The following is a 17,702-nucleotide window of genomic DNA, read 5'->3' as shown; positions in this document are numbered from 1 at the left end:
GCATGGCCAGGGATCGTCAGAAGCTGGACGCGAGCAAGGTGGTCGAGACGCTCGACAACCTCTACGCCCGCGTGGCCGAACGCTTCCCGGCTTCGGGCTTGGCTGAGGTCTGCGGCCGTCTCAGCGAAACCGGCCAGCGCACGGCGGCCCACGCGCGCCGGATCTCCCGGCCCTATCTGGTCCTGCGTCTGATGGTGACCCTGATCGTCCTGGGCGGGATCGCCCTGGAGATCATGCTTGCCTGGCGCCTGGACTGGAGCGCGGTCGTTCGCGCCAAGGAAGGCTTCGGCCTGGCCCAAGGCCTGGAGTCGGCGGCCAATCTCGCCTTGCTCTCCGGCGCGGCGGCCTGGTTCCTGGCCTCGCTGGAGCGGCGCTGGAAACAGCAGCGAGTCCAGAAAGCCCTGCACGAGCTGCGCTCGTTCTGCCACGTCATCGACATGCATCAGCTGACCAAGGATCCGACCGTGATCCTGGGTCCGGCGACCCGCCACTCGCCCAAGCGCGACATGACCAGCTTTCAGCTCTCGCGCTATCTCGACTACTGCGCCGAGATGCTGGCCCTGACCGCCAAGCTGGCCGCCCTCTATGCCGGCGAGAGCGACGACCCGGTCATCATCGCGGCCGTCAACGATATCGAGACCCTGGCCTCGGACCTGGGGCGCAAGATCTGGCAGAAGATCATGATCCTGGGCCAGCTGGACGAAACTCGAGCGAGCTAAAAGAAGCGAACTGCGTTCCATGTCCATGCGCGCCTTCGCCCACCTGCTCGACCGGCTGTCCCTGACCAGCTCGCGCAACGCCAAGCTGACCCTGATCGCCGACCATCTGCGCCAGACGCCGGACCCCGATCGCGGCTATGCCCTGGCGGCGCTGACCGGAGCGCTGTCGTTCAACGCCGCCAAGCCGGCGTTCATCCGCAAGGCGGTCGAGGCGCGGATGGACGCCCAGCTGTTCGCCTGGTCCTACGACTATGTCGGGGACCTGGCCGAGACCGTCGCCCTGGTCTGGCCGACGCGCCCGGGCGCCAACCGGCCGCCGGAACTGTCCGAGGTCATTGAAGCCCTGCACTCGGCCTCCCGCCCGGAGGTCCAGCGCCTGATCGAGGGCTGGCTGGACGCCCTGGATCCAGACGGCCGCTGGGCGCTGCTGAAGCTGATGACCGGCGGCCTGCGGGTCGGGGTGTCCTCGCGCCTGGCCAAGCAGGCCTGCGCCAATTTCGGCGGCGTCGAGATCGGCGAGATCGAGGAGGTCTGGCACGCGATGAGCCCGCCCTATGGCGACCTCTTCGCCTGGCTGGAAGGCCGCTCCGAGCGCCCGTCGCCCGACGCGCCGGGACGTTTCCGGCCGGTGATGCTGGCCCAGCCGATCGACGAGGCCGTCGACTTCGCCAAGCTGGACCCCGCCGCCTACGTGGCTGAATGGAAGTGGGACGGCATCCGTGTCCAGGCGGTCAGCGAGCGCGGCGAACGGCGGCTTTATACCCGCACCGGCGACGACATCTCGGCCAGCTTTCCCGATGTGGTGGAGGCGCTGGACTTCGAAGGCGCGATCGACGGCGAGCTTCTGGTTCTGCGCGACGGCGCCCTGGCGCCGTTCGGCGAGCTGCAGCAGCGGCTGAACCGGAAGACGGTGGACAGCAAGCAGCTGGCCAGCTTCCCGGCCGGCATCCGCGCCTATGACCTGATGATGGACGGCGAGGAGGATGTGCGGTCCCTGCCCTTCGTCGAGCGCAGGGCGCGACTGGAGGCGTTCGTGGCGCGGCTGACGACGCCCCGCATCGACCTGTCGCCTCTCCAGCCCTTCGAGACCTGGGAACAGTTGGCCGCCCTGCGCCTGGATCCGCCCGAGGGCGACGCACGCCTCTCTGAAGGCCTGATGCTGAAGCGCCGCGACAGCGTCTACGAGCCGGGCCGGCCCAAGGGGCCCTGGTTCAAGTGGAAGCGCGACCCGCACCTGATCGACGCGGTGCTGATGTACGCCCAGCGCGGCCACGGCAAGCGCTCCAGCTTCTATTCCGACTACACCTTCGGCGTCTGGCGCGAGGACGAAGAGGGCCGCCGCGCCCTGACCCCGGTCGGCAAGGCCTATTTCGGCTTCACCGACGAGGAGCTGAAGCTGATCGACAAGTTCGTCCGCGACCACACCATCGAGCGTTTCGGGCCGGTGCGTTCGGTGCGGGCCGACCTGGAGCACGGCCTGGTGTTCGAGGTCGCCTTCGAGGGCCTGCAACGCTCGACCCGGCACAAGTCGGGCGTCGCCATGCGCTTCCCGCGCATCAACCGCATCCGATGGGACAAGCCTTCGCGAGAGGCCGATGAACTCAAAACACTGGAAGCCATGCTGGAACCGTGATCGGCGTTCACCTCTCGTTTGCCATGTACCCCTACGCAAGTTTGCAAGGAGTACGCCGATGTCCCCCTTTCTCGCGTCCCTGCTGCCCCATCTGCGGGTCAACGCCACCGAGCGCTATCGCCAGGTCTATTCCCGCATCGGCCTGACCGGGCTGCTGAGCTGGGCGCTGAGCTTGATTGGCCGCGACGACCTGATCCCGCTGTGGCTGGTCGCCAGCCTTTCGGTTCAGGCGCTGGAGTTCGTCGCCGTGCGTCCATTCGCCAAGGGCCGCTTTCCCGAACGCCATGTGGAAGCGCGGATCCTGCTGATGCTGGTGGCCATGGTGGCGATGGCCACGGTCCACGCTGGCGCGGTGCTGATCTTCTGGCAGAGCGGACAGCCGCCGCTGATGGCGCTGGCCCTGATGGTCCTGGTCGGCGGGGCGCTGAACAATGTCGCCTCGGGCGTCGACAGCCGGCCGCTGTTCTATCTGGGGGCGACGCCGTATGCGCTCAGCATGGCGGCCATGCCAGCCCTGGCCTGGGGGTCCGCCCACGAACAGGTGACCATCCTGGCGGTCTGCGTCGGCTTTTTCATGCTGGCCGTCCACACGATCTGGGGCCGCATGCACAACGACCGCCGCGCCGTGGTCGCCGCCCGCGAAGAGGCCGACCGCCGCCGGGTTCAGACGGAGGAGGCCCTGTCGGAGCGCGCCGCCATGGCCGCCATCGTCAGCCACGAGCTGCGCACGCCGCTGTCGGCGATCCTGGCCGGAGCGCACATGATCCGCGCGGGAACCAACCCGGCGCAGACTCACGCCACGGCCGAGCTGATCGTCGATGCCGGCCATCTGATGACCGGGCTGCTGACCGACATGCTGGACCAGGCCAAGATCGAGGCCCGGGCCATGAGCCTGGAGGATCGCGACTTCGACGCCCTGGGCGCGATCCGCGACGCGACCCGCTTCTGGAGCGCCAACGCCCGCGCCAAAGGCCTTGTCCTGCGCGAGCCGCCCGGCGAGCAGCCGTCGGCCTGGGTGCGCGGCGACCCTTTCCGTCTGCGGCAGATCCTCAACAATCTGCTGTCCAACGCCGTGAAGTTCACCGAGAACGGCGTCATCGAATTGCGACTTTGCGCCGAACCGTCCGAGGACGGCCGGGTGCGGATGACGATCGAGGTCCAGGACAATGGCCCCGGCATAGCCGACGACGCCATGAGTCGGCTGTTCACCCCCTACGCTCAGGCCTCGCAGGAGACCGCGCGGACCTATGGCGGCACGGGCCTGGGTTTGGCCGTCAGTCGCCAGCTGGCGCGGCTGATGGGCGGCGAGCTGGATGCTCGCGCCGGTCCTGAACGCGGCGCGATCTTTCGCCTCGTTCTGGTCCTGCCCGCCGGCCAGGAACAGGACACCCCTCGTCCCGCCGCTCAGCCCGAGCGCGCGGCGCCGGACATCGGGACCTTGCGAATCCTCGCCGTCGACGACCACGAGGTCAATCGCCGGACCCTGGCCCTGGTGCTCGAGCCCTTTGGCGTCGACCTGACCACCGCCTCGGACGGGCTGGAGGCGCTGAGGCATCTGGAGGCCCAGGCCTTCGACGTCGTGCTGATGGACGTTAACATGCCGGGGATGGACGGTCGCGAGGCCACGCGTCGCCTGCGAGCCGGCCGCGGCCTGAACCACGACACGCCAGTGATCGGCTTCAGCGCCGGCGTGGCCGACGACGAGGTCCAGGCCTGCCACGACGCCGGCATGACGGACTGGCTGGCCAAGCCCCTGGACATCAGGGCGCTCTACGCGGCGCTGGACCGCGCCAAGCCCCCGGAATTGGCCGAAGCAAGCCGCCTGAGCTAGTGAACGGCGGCCTGGGCGGGGGCCGGTGCGCCGGTCTGGAACAGCTTGCCCCTTTCGGTGGCCAGCACGGTCACCAGACCCGCCAGACCGAAACCCATGAAGCCCAGGGTCAACGGCACCGTCGTGCCGTCGAACATCTGCCCAATGAGAAAGCCGAACAGCGCCCCACCGATCGTGGTGATGAAGCCCTGGATCGAGGCGGCGGCCCCCGCGACATGGCCCAGCGGTTCCATGGCGATGGCCCCGAAGTTCGACATCACCAGACCGAAGCAGAACATCATCGCGGCCTGCATCAGGGAGAAGCTCAACAGAGTTTCGTGGCCGGTGATGGCGATCACGGCGTGGGCGCCGGCGAAGACGATGAAGCCGATCAGCGCCCAGTGCGAGACCTTGCGCATGCCCAGCTTCTCGACGATCCGCGAATTCAACAGCGACGAGACCGCCATGGTCCCGGCGATGGCGGCGAAGATCAGCGGGAAGATGTCGCCCGCGCCCAGCACCTCGGCGAACACCTGCTGGGCCGAGTTGAGGAAGCCGAACAGGCCGCTCAGCACCAGGGCGGCGGCGATCGTGTAGCCCATGGCGATGCGGTCGGTCAGGGCGACCTTGAAGGCCGAGGTGACGCCGGCCACCGAGATCGGGATGCGGTCTTCCGGATGCTGGGTCTCGGGCAGCTTGATCGCCGCCCAGGCCATGACGATCAGGCCGAAGATCGACAGGACGCCGAAGATCCAGCGCCATGAGGCGAACAGCATGATCGCCTGGCCCAGCGACGGGGCGATGATCGGGGTGGCCAGGAAGACGATGAAGGCCAGGGACATCACCCGCGCCATCTGGCGGCCGGCGTAGCAGTCGCGGACGATCGACACCGAGAGCACCCGCGTCGAGGCCGCGCCCAGGCCGGTCAGGAACCGTGCGATCAGCAGCATCTCGAAGGAGGTTGAGAACGCGCAGAGGGCCGCGAAGAGCGTGTAGAGCGTCAGCCCGACCATCAGCACCGGCTTGCGGCCATAGCGGTCCGCGAGCGAGCCGTAGGCCAGTTGCGCAACGCCGAAGCCGAGCAGATAGGACGTGATCACCCACTGGCGGGCGTTGGGGTCCTGGATACCCAGCGCCTCGCCGATGTGCGGCAGGGCCGGCAGCATCGAGTCGATGGCCAGGGCGTTGGTCGCCATCATCGCCGCGATCAGGGCGACGAACTGGCCAAAGCCCATGCCGGGGTGCGGCGACGGCGCGGTGTCTGACATCGGATTGTCCCTGGGGCTGTCGCCCCGCTCATGATCGGACAGGACCCGGCGAAACGTATCGGGCGGATATAGGCCCCCTAGTCTATCGCGCCAACCTGCGGTCGGCGCCTCATCCCTTGATATAGGTCGTGAGCCGCCGCACCCGCCCTTATATCAGGCCCCGCGAATGTCTTGTTCGAGCGCGCCTGGCGCTGCGCTCCCGGAGCTCCGATGACCCACGACAAACCCGCTGACGGCGTCCTGACCCGCGGCCTGACCCTGGCCATGGCGGCGGCCACCGGCCTGGCGGTCGCCAACCTCTACTACAACCAGCCGATGCTGGGCCTGATGCTGAAGGACCTGCCCAGCGGCGTCACGGCGATGATCCCAACCGCGACCCAGGCGGGCTACGCGGCGGGCCTCTTCCTGCTGGTGCCGCTGGGCGATCTGGTCGAGCGGCGACGGCTGATCGTGGTGCAGTTCCTGGTGCTGGCCCTAGCCCTTGTCGCCACGGCCCTGGCCCCGACCGCAGGACTGATGATCCTGACCTCGCTGCTGCTGGGCGCGGCCGCCACGGTGGCCCAGCAGATCGTGCCGTTCGCCGCCCACCTGGCCCCGCCCGAGAAGCGCGGCGCGACGGTCGGCACGGTGATGGCCGGCCTACTGTGCGGCATCCTGCTGAGCCGAACCCTGGCCGGCTTCGTCGGCGCTCACTACGGCTGGCGGATGATGTTCTGGCTGGCCGCGCCGGTGGCCCTGGCGGCCGGCGGCTGGATGGCCCTGAAGCTGCCGCGCAGCCACCCGGAGTCGGACCTCTCCTACGGGCGCCTGCTGATCTCGCTGGAGAAGTTGTGGCGTGAGTTCGGTTCGCTGCGGCTGGCCGTCGCCACCCAGGCCCTGTTGTTCGCCACCTTCACCGCCTTCTGGACGGTGCTGGCCCTGCATCTGCAGGACTTCCACCTGGGCTCGGACATCGCCGGCCTGTTCGGCGTGATCGGGGCCGTCGGCATCCTGGCCGCGCCGATCGCCGGACGCATCGCCGACAAGCGCGGCCCGCGGCCGGTCGTCATGCTGGGGGCGGCCCTAGCCCTGGTTTCGTGGCTGATCTTCGGCCTTTGGGGCGGGATCGCGGGCTTGATCGTCGGGGTGATCCTGCTGGACTTCGCGATCCAGAGCGCCCTCGTCTCCAACCAGCACATCGTCTACGCCCTGAGGCCCGAGGCCCGGGCTCGCCTGAACACCGTCTTCATGGGCGGCATGTTCGTGGGCGGCGCGATCGGCTCGGCCGTCGCCGTGACCCTTTGGACATCGATGGGCTGGACGGGCGTCTGCGCCATGGGCATGGCCCTGACCGCCGCGGCGACGGCGCTGCAGGCGGTGAATCTGCTGCGTCGCCGGGCTCTGAAGGCGGCTTAAGCGACCTCGGCCTAGCCGTTGAAGGCGCGGATGGCGTCGATGATCTTTTGCTGGTCGGCTTCGCCCAGATAGGGGTGCATCGGCAGGGCCAGCACGGTTTCGGCCTTGGCCTCCGTCACCGGCAGGCCGCCCGCGCCGCGCGGGAAGGCCGCGTACGGCGCCTGCACGTGCATGGGGACCGGATAGTAGACCGCCGTCGGCACGCCTTGCGTCTTCAGGTGGGCTGCCAGGCCATCGCGGTTGGCGTGCTCGATCACGTACTGGGCCCAGACCGAGACGCCGCCGTCGATCACCGCCGGGGTCGACAGCACCGCGCCCTTCAGGCCCTCGGCATAGCGGTCGGCCACGACCTGACGCAGGGCGATCTCCTCGGCGAAGATGGCCAGCTTCTCGATCAGGATCGCCGCCTGGATCGTGTCGAGGCGCGAGTTCATGCCGATGCGGGGGTTCAGATATTTGGGGTCGTGGTCGAAGGTCTTGCCCTCGAGGTCCGGACCGACCGCCTTGCCGTGGACGCGGTAGCTGTCCATCAGGTCCCACAGGCGGGCGTCGTTGGTCAGCACCGCCCCGCCGTCGCCATAGCAGCCCAGCGGCTTGGCCGGGAAGAAGCTGGTGGTGGCCACATCGGCCCAGTGCAGCGGATGCTGGCCGTTCAGGGTGCAGCCAAAGCCCTGGGCGCTGTCGGCGATGAGCTTAAGGCCTTCGCGATCGCAGATGGCCTTGATCGCCGGATAGTCGGCGGGCTGGCCGAACAGGTCGACGGCGATCACCACCTTGGGGACCAGCTTGCCCTCGGCCTTCACGCCGGCGATGGCGGCTTCGAGCTTGGCCGGATCGAGATTGTAGGTGTCGGGCAGCACGTCGACGAACACCGGGGTGGCGTCGACCCACGGCACGACTTCCGGCGTCGCGGCGAAGGTGAAGGACGGGCAGAACACCGCGTCGCCCGGGCCCACACCCCAGGCCATCAGCGGCAGGGCGATGGCGTCAGTGCCGTTGGCGCAGGACAGGGCCAGCTTGGCCTGGCCGAATTCGGCAAGCTTGGCCTCCAACTCTCGAACCTGCGGGCCCATGACATAGGCGCCGCTGTCCAGCACCTTGGCGATGGCGGCGTCGATCTTGTCGCGAATCCGGCGCTGCTGCGCGGCGAGGTCGATGAAGGGCATGCTCATGGGCGCAGCCTCTAGTGTCGGTTCACGGCGATTTCGAGCCAATTGATGTAACCGACTGTTTCCTCGCCACAAGGGCGATCAAGCGGAACCGTCGGCGCGCCTTGTCGTTGACCGAACACGGCGGGGGCGCCTATCGAGAACTCCATGAAGACCAAGCCCAGTATCATCCCGGCGGATACGTCCCTGCCGTCGCTCGCCAACGTGAAGGCCGACGAGACCATGTTCGGACATTTCCTGGACTGGCTGGGCAAGCTGGCGGTGAACCTGGTGGTCGCCGCCCTGATCCTGCTGGTCACCTTCTGGGTGGCGGGCTGGGCCGCGGGCGTTGTTCGCCGGGGCCTCGGCCGCGTGCATCGGAACAATCCCGATCCGACGCTGGAGAGCTTCGGCGCCTCGCTGGTGCGCTATGCGGTGATCGCCGTCGGTCTGGTGGCGGTGCTGCAGCAATTAGGCGTGCAGGCGACCTCGATCATCGCGGTGCTGGGCGCGGCGTCCCTGGCCATCGGCCTGGCCTTGCAGGGCGCGCTTTCGAACGTGGCGGCCGGGGTGATGATCCTGCTGTTCCGCCCCTACAAGGTCGGGGACGTCATCGAGACCTCGACCCGCAACGGCACGGTCAAGTCGCTGGACCTGCTGTTCACCGAAATCGCCACCCCCGACAACGTCAAGGTGATCATCCCCAACAGCAAGGTCTTCGGCGACGTGATCCTGAACTACTCGGCCCACCGCAGCCGGCGGGCGGATGTGCTGTTCAAGGTCCCGCTGAAGACGGATCTCGTCATGGTCCTCAAGCGCCTGCGCGAACGGGCCGAGAGCGACCCGCGCATCCGCAAGGACCCGGCGGTGATGATCGAGGTCGTCGACCTGTCGGAAGCCTTCGCACAGGCCGCGATCCGCGTCTGGACGGCAGCGGCCGACTTCGGCCCGGTCAAGACCGACCTGATGCTGGCCGCCCACCTGCTGGCCGAGGACCCCGCCCGCGACGACCTGCCGCCGCCGCGCCCGACCAAGGCCAAGGACCCCTCACCCGCCATGCCGGGCGAGGGCGAACATCATCACCTGCTCAGCCTGATAAAGCCGCGTCGAGGTCGGAAATCAGGTCCCGGCAAGACTCAATCCCCACCGAAAGCCTGATCAGCCCGTCCGAAATGCCCAGGGTCGCGCGCTGATCGGCCGGGATCGAGGCGTGGGTCATGATCGCCGGATGCTCGATCAGGCTCTCGACCCCACCCAGGCTCTCGGCGAGGGTGAACAGTTGCGTGCGCTCCAGCATCCGACGCGCGGGCGCCAGACCGCCCTTGAGCTCGGCCGAGATGATGCCGCCGAAGCCGCCGATCATCTGGCGCTTCGCCAGGTCGTGCTGCGGGTGGCTTTCCAGACCCGGATAGATGACCCGCTCAATGGCCGGGTGCTGCTCCAGCCACCGGGCGATCTCGAGCGCGCTGTCGCAGGCGCGCTGCATGCGCAGGGCCAGGGTTTTGACCCCACGCAGCGCCAGGAAGCTGTCGAACGGTCCCAGGACCGACCCGACGGCGTTCTGCAGGAACTTCATCTTGTCGGCGAGCTCGGCATTGTCGCCGACCACCGCCACGCCCGCGACCACGTCTGAGTGCCCGTTCAGGTACTTGGTGGCCGAGTGCATGACGATGTCGAAGCCCAGCTCCAGCGGCCGCTGAATGAAGGGGCTGGCGAAGGTGTTGTCGGCGACGGTGACGAGGTTGTGTGTCTTGGCCAGGGCCGCGATGGCCGCGAGGTCGGCCAGGCGCAGCATCGGGTTGGTTGGGGTTTCCACCCAGATCATCCGCGTCGCCGGGGTGATAGCCGCCTCGACGGCCGCCAGGTCCGCCATGTCGACGAAGCTGAAGGTCAGGCCGGCCGAGCGCTTGCGCACCTTGTCGAACAGCCGGAACGAACCGCCGTAGAGGTCGTCGCTGGCGATCACGTGCGCGCCGCTGTCGAGCGTCTCCAGGATCGTCGAGGCCGCCGCCAGGCCCGAGGCGAAGGCGAAGCCCGCCGCGCCGCTCTCAAGGTCGGCGACGCTGCGCTCGAAGGCGAAGCGGGTCGGGTTGTGGCTGCGGCTGTACTCGAAGCCCTTGTGCTCACCGGGACTCGACTGGACGTAGGTTGAGGTGGCGTAGATTGGCACCATCACCGCGCCGGTCGTCGGGTCGGGGAATTGGCCGCCGTGGATGGTCCGCGTGGCGAAGTCCAGGCGGTTCTTGCCGGGGGTGTCGGTCATGGAAAGTCCTTGGGCCGCCCTCGCCCTTCGACAGGCTCAGGGTGAGGTCTACTGCATGTCATTCAACAACCTCATCCTGAGCTTGTCGAAGGACGAGGTTGGTGCGCCGGAGCGTCAGGCGCTCAGGCGCAGGTGATTGATCAGGTCGACGCGGGTGATGACACCTAGGAACTCCTCCCCGTCGACCACAAGGGCCACCTCGTCGCGATCGAACACCTCGGGCAGGTCATCGACGCTTTGATGGGCCTGCAGGGTGTTGACCGCGCGGGTCATGGCCACGCCGACCAGGGTCTTGAAGCGAGGGGCCTCGTCGCCCGCCTCGACCGCGGCCAGGACGTCGCTTTCGTCGAGGATGCCGACCAGCTTGCCGTGATCGACCACCGGAAGTTGGCTGATGTCGGACGAGCGCATGCGATTGTAGGCGGTCAGCAGCGTGTCGTCGGGTCCGATGGCGATCACCCCGCCCTCGGCGTAGCGCTTGGCGATCAGGTCGCGCAGGTCACCGTGCAGCTCGCGACCGTCGAAGCCATGCGCCGCCAGCCAGAAGTCGTTGAACATCTTGGTCAGGTACTTGCCGCCCGTGTCGCAGACGAAGGTCACGACGCGCTTGGGTTCGGTCTGCTCGCGGCAATAGCGCAGCGCGGCGGCCAGCAGGCAGCCCGAGGAGGAGCCGGCCAGGAGGCCTTCCTTCTTGAGCAGCAGGCGGGCGGTGTCGACGCTCTCGCGGTCGCTGATCGAATAGGCCTGGGAGACCAGATCCATCTGGGCGTTGTCGGGGATGAAGTCCTCGCCAATGCCCTCGACGATCCAGCTGCCGGCCTCGCCGAAGGTCCCGGTCTCGACATAGTCGCGCAGGATCGAGCCCACGGGGTCGGCCAGCACCATCCTGGTCTTCGGCGAGTGGGCCTTCATGTAGCGGCCGATGCCGGTGAGCGTGCCGCCCGAGCCCACCCCGACAACGATGGCGTCGATATCGCCCTCCATCTGGGTCAGCATCTCGGGCGCGGTGGTGGTCTCGTGCGCCAGCGGGTTGGCCGGGTTCTCGAACTGGTTGGCGTAAAGCGACCCAGGGATCGACTGGGCCAGGGTCTGGGCGATGTCCTGGTAGTATTCGGGGTGGCCTTTGCCGACGTCGCTGCGCGTCAGGCGCACGTCCACGCCCATGGCCCGCAGGTGCAGGATCTTCTCCCGCGCCATCTTGTCGGGGACGATCAGGATCAGCTTGTAGCCCTTCATCGTGGCGACCTGCGCCAGGCCGAGACCGGTATTGCCGGCCGTGGCCTCGATGATGGTGCCGCCGGGCTTCAGCCGGCCGTCGGCTTCCGCCGCCTCGATCATCGAGCGGGCGACGCGGTCCTTGATCGAACCGCCGGGATTCTGGTTCTCGAGCTTCAGGAACAGCCGGCAGGGGCCGGTGTCGAGATGCTTGACCTCGACCATGGGCGTGCGGCCGATCAGGTCCAGGGCGGAACCGGCAATAGGGGGCAGTCCCATTTGGGGATGGCCCGATTTGAGGTCGTTCATGGCGCAGCTCCGCAGCCTGGTGAAACGATTTCCCCCAGCTAGGCCTGTTTTTCGAACGAAGGGAAGAGGGCCAGGGCCGTCGGATATAGGGGGTTCGTTCGGGATTTACGAAGGATCGTACCCCTTTTAGCCTCGTTCCATGACCAACGCCTTCGCCGCCGAGTTCGAGGATCTGTTCCGCGCGACCTACCGGGCCGCCGTCCGCCGCGTGCGCGACAAGCGCGAACGGCTGTCGCCCGAGACCGTGGCGCTGCTGGATCACCTGGCCGCCGCCGGGCCGCTGACCGCCGGCGAGCTGGCCCGCCATGTCGACCGCGCGCCCAGCACCCTGACCGAGATGGTCGACCATCTGGTCGAGAAGGGCCTGCTGACCCGCGACCGCGATCCGGCCGACGCCCGCCGCAGCCTGATCTGGCTGACCGACGCCGGCCAGGCCGCCCTGATCGAGAGTCGCAACGTCCTCGATCTCGACGTGCTGGCCGCCGCCGGCGCCCATCTGTCACCCCAGCAGCGCCAGGCGCTGATCGATCATTTCCGGGCGTTCGCCGCCCAACTGAGAGGAGCCCGCCCATGAGCCACGCTTGCGAAAGCTGCGGCATGCCGATCGAGTCCGGTCCCTATTGCCAGTACTGCGTCGACGAGAGCGGCGCCCTGCAGGACTTCCCGACCCGCTTCGAGCGCATGGTGCAATGGCAGGAGCGGCGCGGCAGCCCGCGCGCCCAGGCCGAAACCGAGACCATCGCCTACATGTCGAAGATGCCGGCGTGGAAGGACCACCCGGACGTGCGAGCGCGCCTTCAGGCCTAGGTTCAGGCGGTCCCGACGGCGCCGCGCTGGTTCAGCCACTCGCTGGCGAATTTTCGGGAGAGATGGGCGTCCTCGAACACCACCCGCCGCCGCTGACCCAGGAACTCGGGCGCGTCGTGAACGATGACGAAGGGAAAGTCGTTGGCCGACAGGAACCCGTGGAGGAATCGCGAGAAGCGGTCGGCCTCTTCGGGACCGGCCAGGCGGACTTCGGTCTCAGCGACGGTCGGAACCATGTGCGTGGCCCTCTGTGGACGGACCAAGACTTAACGCACGAGTTCGCATTTGCGAACCAACTTCGCTCCTGCGAAATAAACTGTGATCACTTGATCGCCTCCCGGGCGAGTGAAACCCCGCCCGGGAAAGCGCTCACAGGATAGTCCCTAGAGGATCGATTGGCCGGTCGAGGCCCAGTCCTTCAGGAACTGTTCCAGGCCCTTGTCCGTCAGCGGGTGCTTGTATAGCTCGGCGAACACCGCCGGCGGGATGGTCACGACGTCGGCGCCGATGATGGCGGCTTCCTTGACGTGGGCGGCGTTGCGAACCGAGGCGGCCAGGATCTCGGTCTCGTAGCCGTAGTTGTCATAGATCGCGCGGATGTCGCGGATCAGGTCCATGCCGTCGAAGCCGTAGTCGTCCAGACGACCGATGAACGGCGAGATGTAGGTCGCGCCGGCCTTGGCGGCCAGCAGGGCCTGGGTCGCCGAGAAGCAAAGGGTGACGTTGGTCTTGATCTCTTCGTCGGCGAAGGCGGCGCAGGCGATCAGGCCGTCGCGGGTCAGCGGGATCTTGACCACCACGTTCGGGGCGATCTTGGCCAGCTTCTGGCCTTCGGCGATCATGGCGTCGGCCGTGGTCGCGGCCACTTCGGCGCTGATCGGACCCGGGACGATGTCACAGATCTCGGCGATCACTTCCAGCATCGGGCGGCCCGACTTGGCTATCAAGGTCGGGTTGGTGGTCACGCCGTCGATCAGGCCGGTCGAGGCCAGGTCGGCGATCACCTTGGTGTCGGTGCTGTCGAGGAAGATCTGCATGGTCGCTCGCGCTGTATTTTATGGAGAAGTTGGGCGTGGGTTTATCGCGATGGGGCCGCCGGCGCCAGCATCCACGCCTAGAAACCGGTCGCGACCAGCCGATCGGCGGTCCGCTCGACAGCGCTCCGCCAAGGCTCGGGCGTGAAGCCGAACACCGCCTGGAGCTTGCCCGTGTCCAGCGGCGAGCGCGGCGGACGCGGGGCCGGCTCGGCGAACGCGGCTTGGCTCGTGCGCTCCAGGCGCGCCCTGGCGTGAGGATCGCGGTCGATCGCGGCCTGGGCGAAGTCGAAACGGCTGGCCTCGCCGGGATTGGCGAAGTGGAACAGACCGAACGCCGGGTCCTCGGCGGGCGCCTTCGCCCAGCGCGGCGCGGTCGCGACCAGGAAATCGGCCAGGGCCTCACCGTCGGTCGGCGAGCCGAACTGGTCGGCGACGATCTTCAGCACCTCGCGCTCACGCGCCAAGCGCAGCATGAAGCTCACATAGTTTCGGCCATACCTGGAAAAGACCCACGAGATCCGCAGCACCGTCGTCCGGGGATAGGCCAGCACCGCCCGCTCGCCGGCCAGCTTTGAACGGCCGTAGACATTGATCGGCCTGGCCTCATCGGTCTCGACATAGGGGCGATCGGTCAGGCCGTCGAACACCGCGTCGGTCGACAGATGCACGAACGGCAGGCCCCGCTCGGCGCAGGCGGCGGCCATGACGCCGGGCGCCGTGGCGTTGACCGCGAAGGCCTCGTCGGGCCGGGCCTCGGCGGGGTCGACCTGGGTGAAGGCGGCGGCGTTGAGCACGAGGTCGCAGTCGGCGGCCAGGATCGCGGCGCGGACGGCCTCGGGATTTTCGAGATCGCAGTCGGCGCGGGAGAGGGCGACGATGTCTGCTCGCCCGTGGGCGGCGACCTGAACCGCCGTGGCCACCTGACCCGTTCGGCCGAACTGCAGGATCTTCATTTCAGGGCGGGAACCCGGTCGCCCAACACCTGGCCGACGAAGGTTCTCAGATTGCCGCCCTTGAACAGATAGCCCGGCAGGCCCGCACGGGCTCCGGCCTCAACGTCGATATGACGGTCGCCGATGATCACCGCCTCGTCCGGCGCGAGAGCCCAGTCGGCCAGGCCGCGCAGGATCATGCCGGGATTGGGCTTGCGGTCCGGGTGGTCGGCCACCCGATATTCTTCGACGACGGCCGTCTCGTGGAACGGCGAGTGATAGAAGGCGTCGATCCGACCGCCTCGCTCGGCCAGTTGGTCCTGCATGGCGGCATGGAACCGGTCCATCTGCGTCTGGTCGAAATAGCCGCGACCGATGCCCGACTGGTTGGTCACCACCAGCACCTTGAGCCCCGCCTGGGTCATCGCCGCCACCGCCTCGCGGGCGCCGTCGATCCAGTCAAGCTTGGCAGGGTCGTGGACATAGCCGTGGTCGACGTTCAGCACGCCGTCCCGATCCAGGAACACGGCCTTCAGGGGAGGGAGGGCGGCAGGGCTGGTCATGGCGCGAGCACTACTCCGAGCGGCGGCGAAACACCACGTCTCCGTCTTGGCCTCGTCGCGCAAGCTCCCTAGAAGAAGGGATCCTCTGGAGCTCTCGATGACCGCCTTCGCCGACGCCGCCCGCCTGCGCGACCGCCTGAAGACCTGGGCGCTGGAGGCCGCCTATCCGCTGTGGTGGGAGACCGGCGCCGACCATGTAAAGGGCGGCTTCTTCGAGAAGATCGATCTCGACGGCCAGCCGGTGGACGGCCCGCGCCGCGGCCGCGTGCTGCCCCGGCAGATCTTTTCCTATGCCCTGGCCGGCGAGCTGGGCTGGACAGGCCCTTGGCGCGAGGCGGTCGCCCATGGCCTGGCCTTCTATCTGAAAGCCTACCGCCGGCCCGACGGCCTGTTCCGCGCCCTGATCGGTCCGAACGGCGAGAGCCTGGACGACACCGCTGATCTTTACGACCAGGCTTTCGCTCTGTTCGCCCTGGCGGCCGTGGCCAAGGCGCTGCCGGATCGTAAGGCAGAGACCAAGGCGATCGCCGTCCACCTGCTCGAGAAGCTCCGCGCCGAGCGTAAGCATCCGCTGGCCGGATTCCACCTGAGCAATCCGCCGACCACGCCGCTGCAGTCCAACCCGCACATGCATCTGTTCGAGGCCATGCTGGCCTGGAACGAGGTCGACGACGATCCGTCCTGGCGCGCCTTGGCCGACGAGATCGGCGGTCTGGCGCTGACCAAGTTTACCCACGCGGAGAGCGGTCAGATCCGCGAGTTCTTCGATCTCGACTGGAACCCCGCGCCCGGCGTCGAGGGCCGTATCTGCGAGCCGGGCCATCAGTTCGAATGGGGCTGGCTACTGCTGCGCTGGGGTAGGCTGGCGGACCGCGACGATGCGATCGTCGCCGCCCTGAAGATGATCGAGGCTGGCGAGGCCCATGGCGTCGACCTGGCGCGCGGGGTGGCGGTCAACGCTTTGCTGGACGACTACTCGATCCACGACAACAGCGCTCGCCTCTGGCCCCAGACCGAGCGCATCAAAGCCTCTGTGCTGGCCGCCCAGATCACCGGCGAGGCCCGCTGGTGGGACATGGCCGCCGCCGGCGCTGAAGGCCTGATGACCTATCTCCGCACGCCGGTTCCAGGCCTGTGGCGCGACAAATACCAGGCCGACGAGACCTTCGTGGAGGAGCCGGCGCCCGCCAGCTCGTTCTATCACATCACTTGCGCTATCGCGGAGTTCGACCGGGCGGTCAGCGCGGCCCAGGCCTAACTAGCGCGGCTTCGTGACCAGCAGAGTCACCGCGCCGATGGCGCGCGCCCGCGCCTCGGCGTCCAGGGGGATCAGGGCGCCGGCGGCGTAGACGTCGCCGTCCATCTCCAGCGCGCCTTCCAGCACCTGCACGGTCGAGGCCGGCAAGGCCACCACATCGCCTCCGGGGACGCGGCGCAGCTCGACGTCGAAACCGTCGGTCGAGACCAGGGTCTCCGTCCCGTTCGGAGCCGCGCTCTTGCGTGAGGCGATCGAGCGCCCCTTGGCCTTCAGGCCGTCGACCAGGGTCTTCACCGCCTGGCTGTCCTTGCGGTGGCAGACGAGAACCGCGTCGGCCTCGACCACCACGACGATGTCGCTGACGCCGATGACGCCGACATAGGGTCCCGTAGTGCGGACCAGGACGTTCGTGGCGCCGTGCAGGTCGACATCGCCGTCCTGGGCGTTGCCGTCATGGTCCCGGATCGACGCCTCCCAGATCGCGTCCCAGGCGCCCAGGTCCGACCAGGCGAAGGCGGCCGGCACGACGGCGGCCTTCTGGGTGTGCTCCATAACCGCGTAGTCGAGCGAGATCTTCTTGGCCTGGGCGAAGGTCTCACGGTCCAGGCGGCCGAGGCTCGCGTCCAGCTTGAGCAGGGCGACGCAGGCCTTGGCGGCGGCGGCGACCGACGGCTCGAAGGCCTCGAACTCCGCCAGCAGGGTAGAGGCCTTGAACGCGAAGTTGCCGCTGTTCCAGAGATAGCCTTCCAGCAGATAGCGCTCGGCGGTCGCCTGGTCGGGCTTCTCGACGAAGGCCGCCACCGCATTAACGGAGCCGTCCAGCAGCGGCGCGCCCGGGCGGATGTAGCCGAAGCCCGTGGCCGGCACGGTGGGCTGCACGCCGAAGGTGACGATCAGATCCTGCTCGGCCGCCTTGGCGGCGGTGACGGCGGCGTCCCGGAAGATCTCAGGCTGGGCGATGTGGTGGTCGGCGGCTAGCATCAGCACGACGCCGTCCGGGTCCTGGCCTTCTACATAGGCGGCGGCCGCGGCCACGGCGGGGGCGCTGTCGCGGGCCTCGGGTTCGACCAGGATGGTGACGAGGACGCCGATCTCTGCGGTCTGCTCAGAGACGAAGCCGATCATCGCCTCGCCGGTGACAATGACGATCTCGGCGACGCCGGGAATGTCCTTCACCCGCAGCACGGTTTCCTGAAAGGAGGAAAGGTCGCCGACCAGCTTCAGGAACTGCTTGGGCTGATCGCTGCGCGACGCGGGCCAAAGCCGCGTGCCTGAGCCGCCGCACAGGATCACCGGATAGATCGAAGCCAAGATAAACCCCACCGCGTCATAGTCTTTGACCCCT

At 68.0% G+C, this 17,702-nt stretch carries 17 protein-coding genes and 1 pseudogene; 8 read left to right on the top strand and 10 right to left on the bottom strand.

Annotated elements, in window-relative coordinates; all coding sequences use genetic code 11:
* The first annotated feature begins 2 nt into the window (after positions 1 to 2).
* Genes CSW62_RS00465 through CSW62_RS00455 form a run of 3 tightly spaced genes read left to right on the top strand, consistent with a single transcriptional unit; the run spans position 3 to position 4,183 of the window.
* Entirely contained in the window at positions 3 to 719 is a 717-nt protein-coding gene (locus CSW62_RS00465) for a hypothetical protein (protein WP_099575280.1), read from the top strand.
* Between the two features lie 19 nt (positions 720 to 738).
* Positions 739 to 2,352, top strand: coding sequence for a cisplatin damage response ATP-dependent DNA ligase (locus CSW62_RS00460; RefSeq protein WP_099575279.1), 1,614 nt, complete (start codon positions 739 to 741; stop codon positions 2,350 to 2,352).
* A gap of 58 nt (positions 2,353 to 2,410) precedes the next feature.
* A complete protein-coding gene (locus CSW62_RS00455) occupies positions 2,411 to 4,183 on the top strand; it encodes an ATP-binding protein (RefSeq protein WP_099575278.1) in 1,773 nt (590 codons plus the stop codon).
* Here the strand turns inward: CSW62_RS00455 and CSW62_RS00450 are convergent.
* The gene (locus CSW62_RS00450) at positions 4,180 to 5,430 is read right to left on the bottom strand and encodes a multidrug effflux MFS transporter (RefSeq protein WP_233206581.1); all 1,251 of its coding nucleotides are present in this window, start codon (positions 5,428 to 5,430) and stop codon (positions 4,180 to 4,182) included. The genes CSW62_RS00455 and CSW62_RS00450 overlap by 4 nt on opposite strands.
* A 210-nt stretch (positions 5,431 to 5,640) precedes the next feature.
* Between CSW62_RS00450 and CSW62_RS00445 the strand changes: the two genes are divergently transcribed.
* On the top strand, positions 5,641 to 6,825 hold the full coding sequence (locus tag CSW62_RS00445; RefSeq protein ID WP_199170481.1) for an MFS transporter: 1,185 nt from the start codon (positions 5,641 to 5,643) through the stop codon (positions 6,823 to 6,825).
* 11 nt (positions 6,826 to 6,836) lie between these two features.
* Here CSW62_RS00445 and CSW62_RS00440 read toward each other — a convergent pair whose 3' ends face one another.
* The gene (locus CSW62_RS00440) at positions 6,837 to 7,997 is read right to left on the bottom strand and encodes a DegT/DnrJ/EryC1/StrS aminotransferase family protein (RefSeq protein WP_099575277.1); all 1,161 of its coding nucleotides are present in this window, start codon (positions 7,995 to 7,997) and stop codon (positions 6,837 to 6,839) included.
* A 144-nt stretch (positions 7,998 to 8,141) separates the two neighbouring features.
* On the opposite strand from CSW62_RS00440, the gene CSW62_RS00435 reads away from it, so the two are divergent.
* Positions 8,142 to 9,131 (top strand): mechanosensitive ion channel family protein, encoded by a 990-nt coding sequence (locus tag CSW62_RS00435; protein WP_099575276.1) that lies wholly within the window; start codon positions 8,142 to 8,144, stop codon positions 9,129 to 9,131.
* Here the strand turns inward: CSW62_RS00435 and CSW62_RS00430 are convergent.
* From CSW62_RS00430 to CSW62_RS00425, 3 genes and pseudogenes are all read right to left on the bottom strand, one after another.
* Entirely contained in the window at positions 9,061 to 10,236 is a 1,176-nt protein-coding gene (locus tag CSW62_RS00430; protein ID WP_099575275.1) for a PLP-dependent aspartate aminotransferase family protein, read from the bottom strand. The two genes, CSW62_RS00435 and CSW62_RS00430, sit on opposite strands and share 71 nt — an antisense overlap.
* A gap of 14 nt (positions 10,237 to 10,250) precedes the next feature.
* A pseudogene (locus CSW62_RS27345) lies at positions 10,251 to 10,354 on the bottom strand (hypothetical protein); the annotation flags it as partial.
* Positions 10,351 to 11,760 carry a cystathionine beta-synthase gene (locus CSW62_RS00425; RefSeq protein ID WP_099575274.1) on the bottom strand — a complete coding sequence of 470 codons (1,410 nt, stop codon included), beginning with the start codon at positions 11,758 to 11,760 and terminating at the stop codon, positions 10,351 to 10,353. The gene CSW62_RS00425 and the pseudogene CSW62_RS27345, both read right to left, overlap by 4 nt.
* A 139-nt stretch (positions 11,761 to 11,899) precedes the next feature.
* Between CSW62_RS00425 and CSW62_RS00420 the strand changes: the two genes are divergently transcribed.
* Positions 11,900 to 12,334: a MarR family winged helix-turn-helix transcriptional regulator gene (locus CSW62_RS00420; protein WP_099575273.1), complete on the top strand. Its 435-nt coding sequence runs from the start codon at positions 11,900 to 11,902 to the stop codon at positions 12,332 to 12,334.
* Positions 12,331 to 12,567, top strand: a complete 237-nt coding sequence (locus tag CSW62_RS00415; protein ID WP_143324316.1) for a hypothetical protein — start codon at positions 12,331 to 12,333, stop codon at positions 12,565 to 12,567. Before CSW62_RS00420 ends, CSW62_RS00415 begins: the two co-directional genes overlap by 4 nt.
* Before the next feature lie 2 nt (positions 12,568 to 12,569).
* Here the strand turns inward: CSW62_RS00415 and CSW62_RS00410 are convergent, their stop codons facing one another.
* The 4 genes from CSW62_RS00410 to CSW62_RS00395 form a co-directional block, all read right to left on the bottom strand.
* Positions 12,570 to 12,803 carry a hypothetical protein gene (locus tag CSW62_RS00410; protein WP_099575271.1) on the bottom strand — a complete coding sequence of 78 codons (234 nt, stop codon included), beginning with the start codon at positions 12,801 to 12,803 and terminating at the stop codon, positions 12,570 to 12,572.
* A gap of 147 nt (positions 12,804 to 12,950) precedes the next feature.
* Positions 12,951 to 13,604 (bottom strand): fructose-6-phosphate aldolase, encoded by a 654-nt coding sequence (fsa, locus tag CSW62_RS00405; RefSeq protein ID WP_099575270.1) that lies wholly within the window; start codon positions 13,602 to 13,604, stop codon positions 12,951 to 12,953.
* 77 nt (positions 13,605 to 13,681) lie between these two features.
* Positions 13,682 to 14,557, bottom strand: a complete 876-nt coding sequence (gene rfbD / locus CSW62_RS00400; RefSeq protein ID WP_099575269.1) for a dTDP-4-dehydrorhamnose reductase — start codon at positions 14,555 to 14,557, stop codon at positions 13,682 to 13,684.
* Complete coding sequence (locus CSW62_RS00395; protein ID WP_199170480.1) at positions 14,554 to 15,099, bottom strand: HAD-IIIA family hydrolase; 546 nt, start codon at positions 15,097 to 15,099, stop codon at positions 14,554 to 14,556. The genes rfbD and CSW62_RS00395 overlap by 4 nt, the downstream gene beginning before the upstream one ends.
* A 97-nt stretch (positions 15,100 to 15,196) precedes the next feature.
* Between CSW62_RS00395 and CSW62_RS00390 the strand changes: the two genes are divergently transcribed.
* Positions 15,197 to 16,357, top strand: coding sequence for an AGE family epimerase/isomerase (locus CSW62_RS00390; RefSeq protein ID WP_099575267.1), 1,161 nt, complete (start codon positions 15,197 to 15,199; stop codon positions 16,355 to 16,357).
* Here the strand turns inward: CSW62_RS00390 and CSW62_RS00385 are convergent, their stop codons facing one another.
* Positions 16,358 to 17,668, bottom strand: coding sequence for a mannose-1-phosphate guanylyltransferase/mannose-6-phosphate isomerase (locus CSW62_RS00385; RefSeq protein WP_099575266.1), 1,311 nt, complete (start codon positions 17,666 to 17,668; stop codon positions 16,358 to 16,360).
* Positions 17,669 to 17,702 lie beyond the last annotated feature (34 nt).

It is taken from the genome of Caulobacter sp. FWC2, assembly GCF_002742625.1.
GTDB lineage: Bacteria > Pseudomonadota > Alphaproteobacteria > Caulobacterales > Caulobacteraceae > Caulobacter.
Note: the sequence above shows the minus strand (reverse complement) of the source record. Positions and strands in the feature narration are given on the sequence as shown.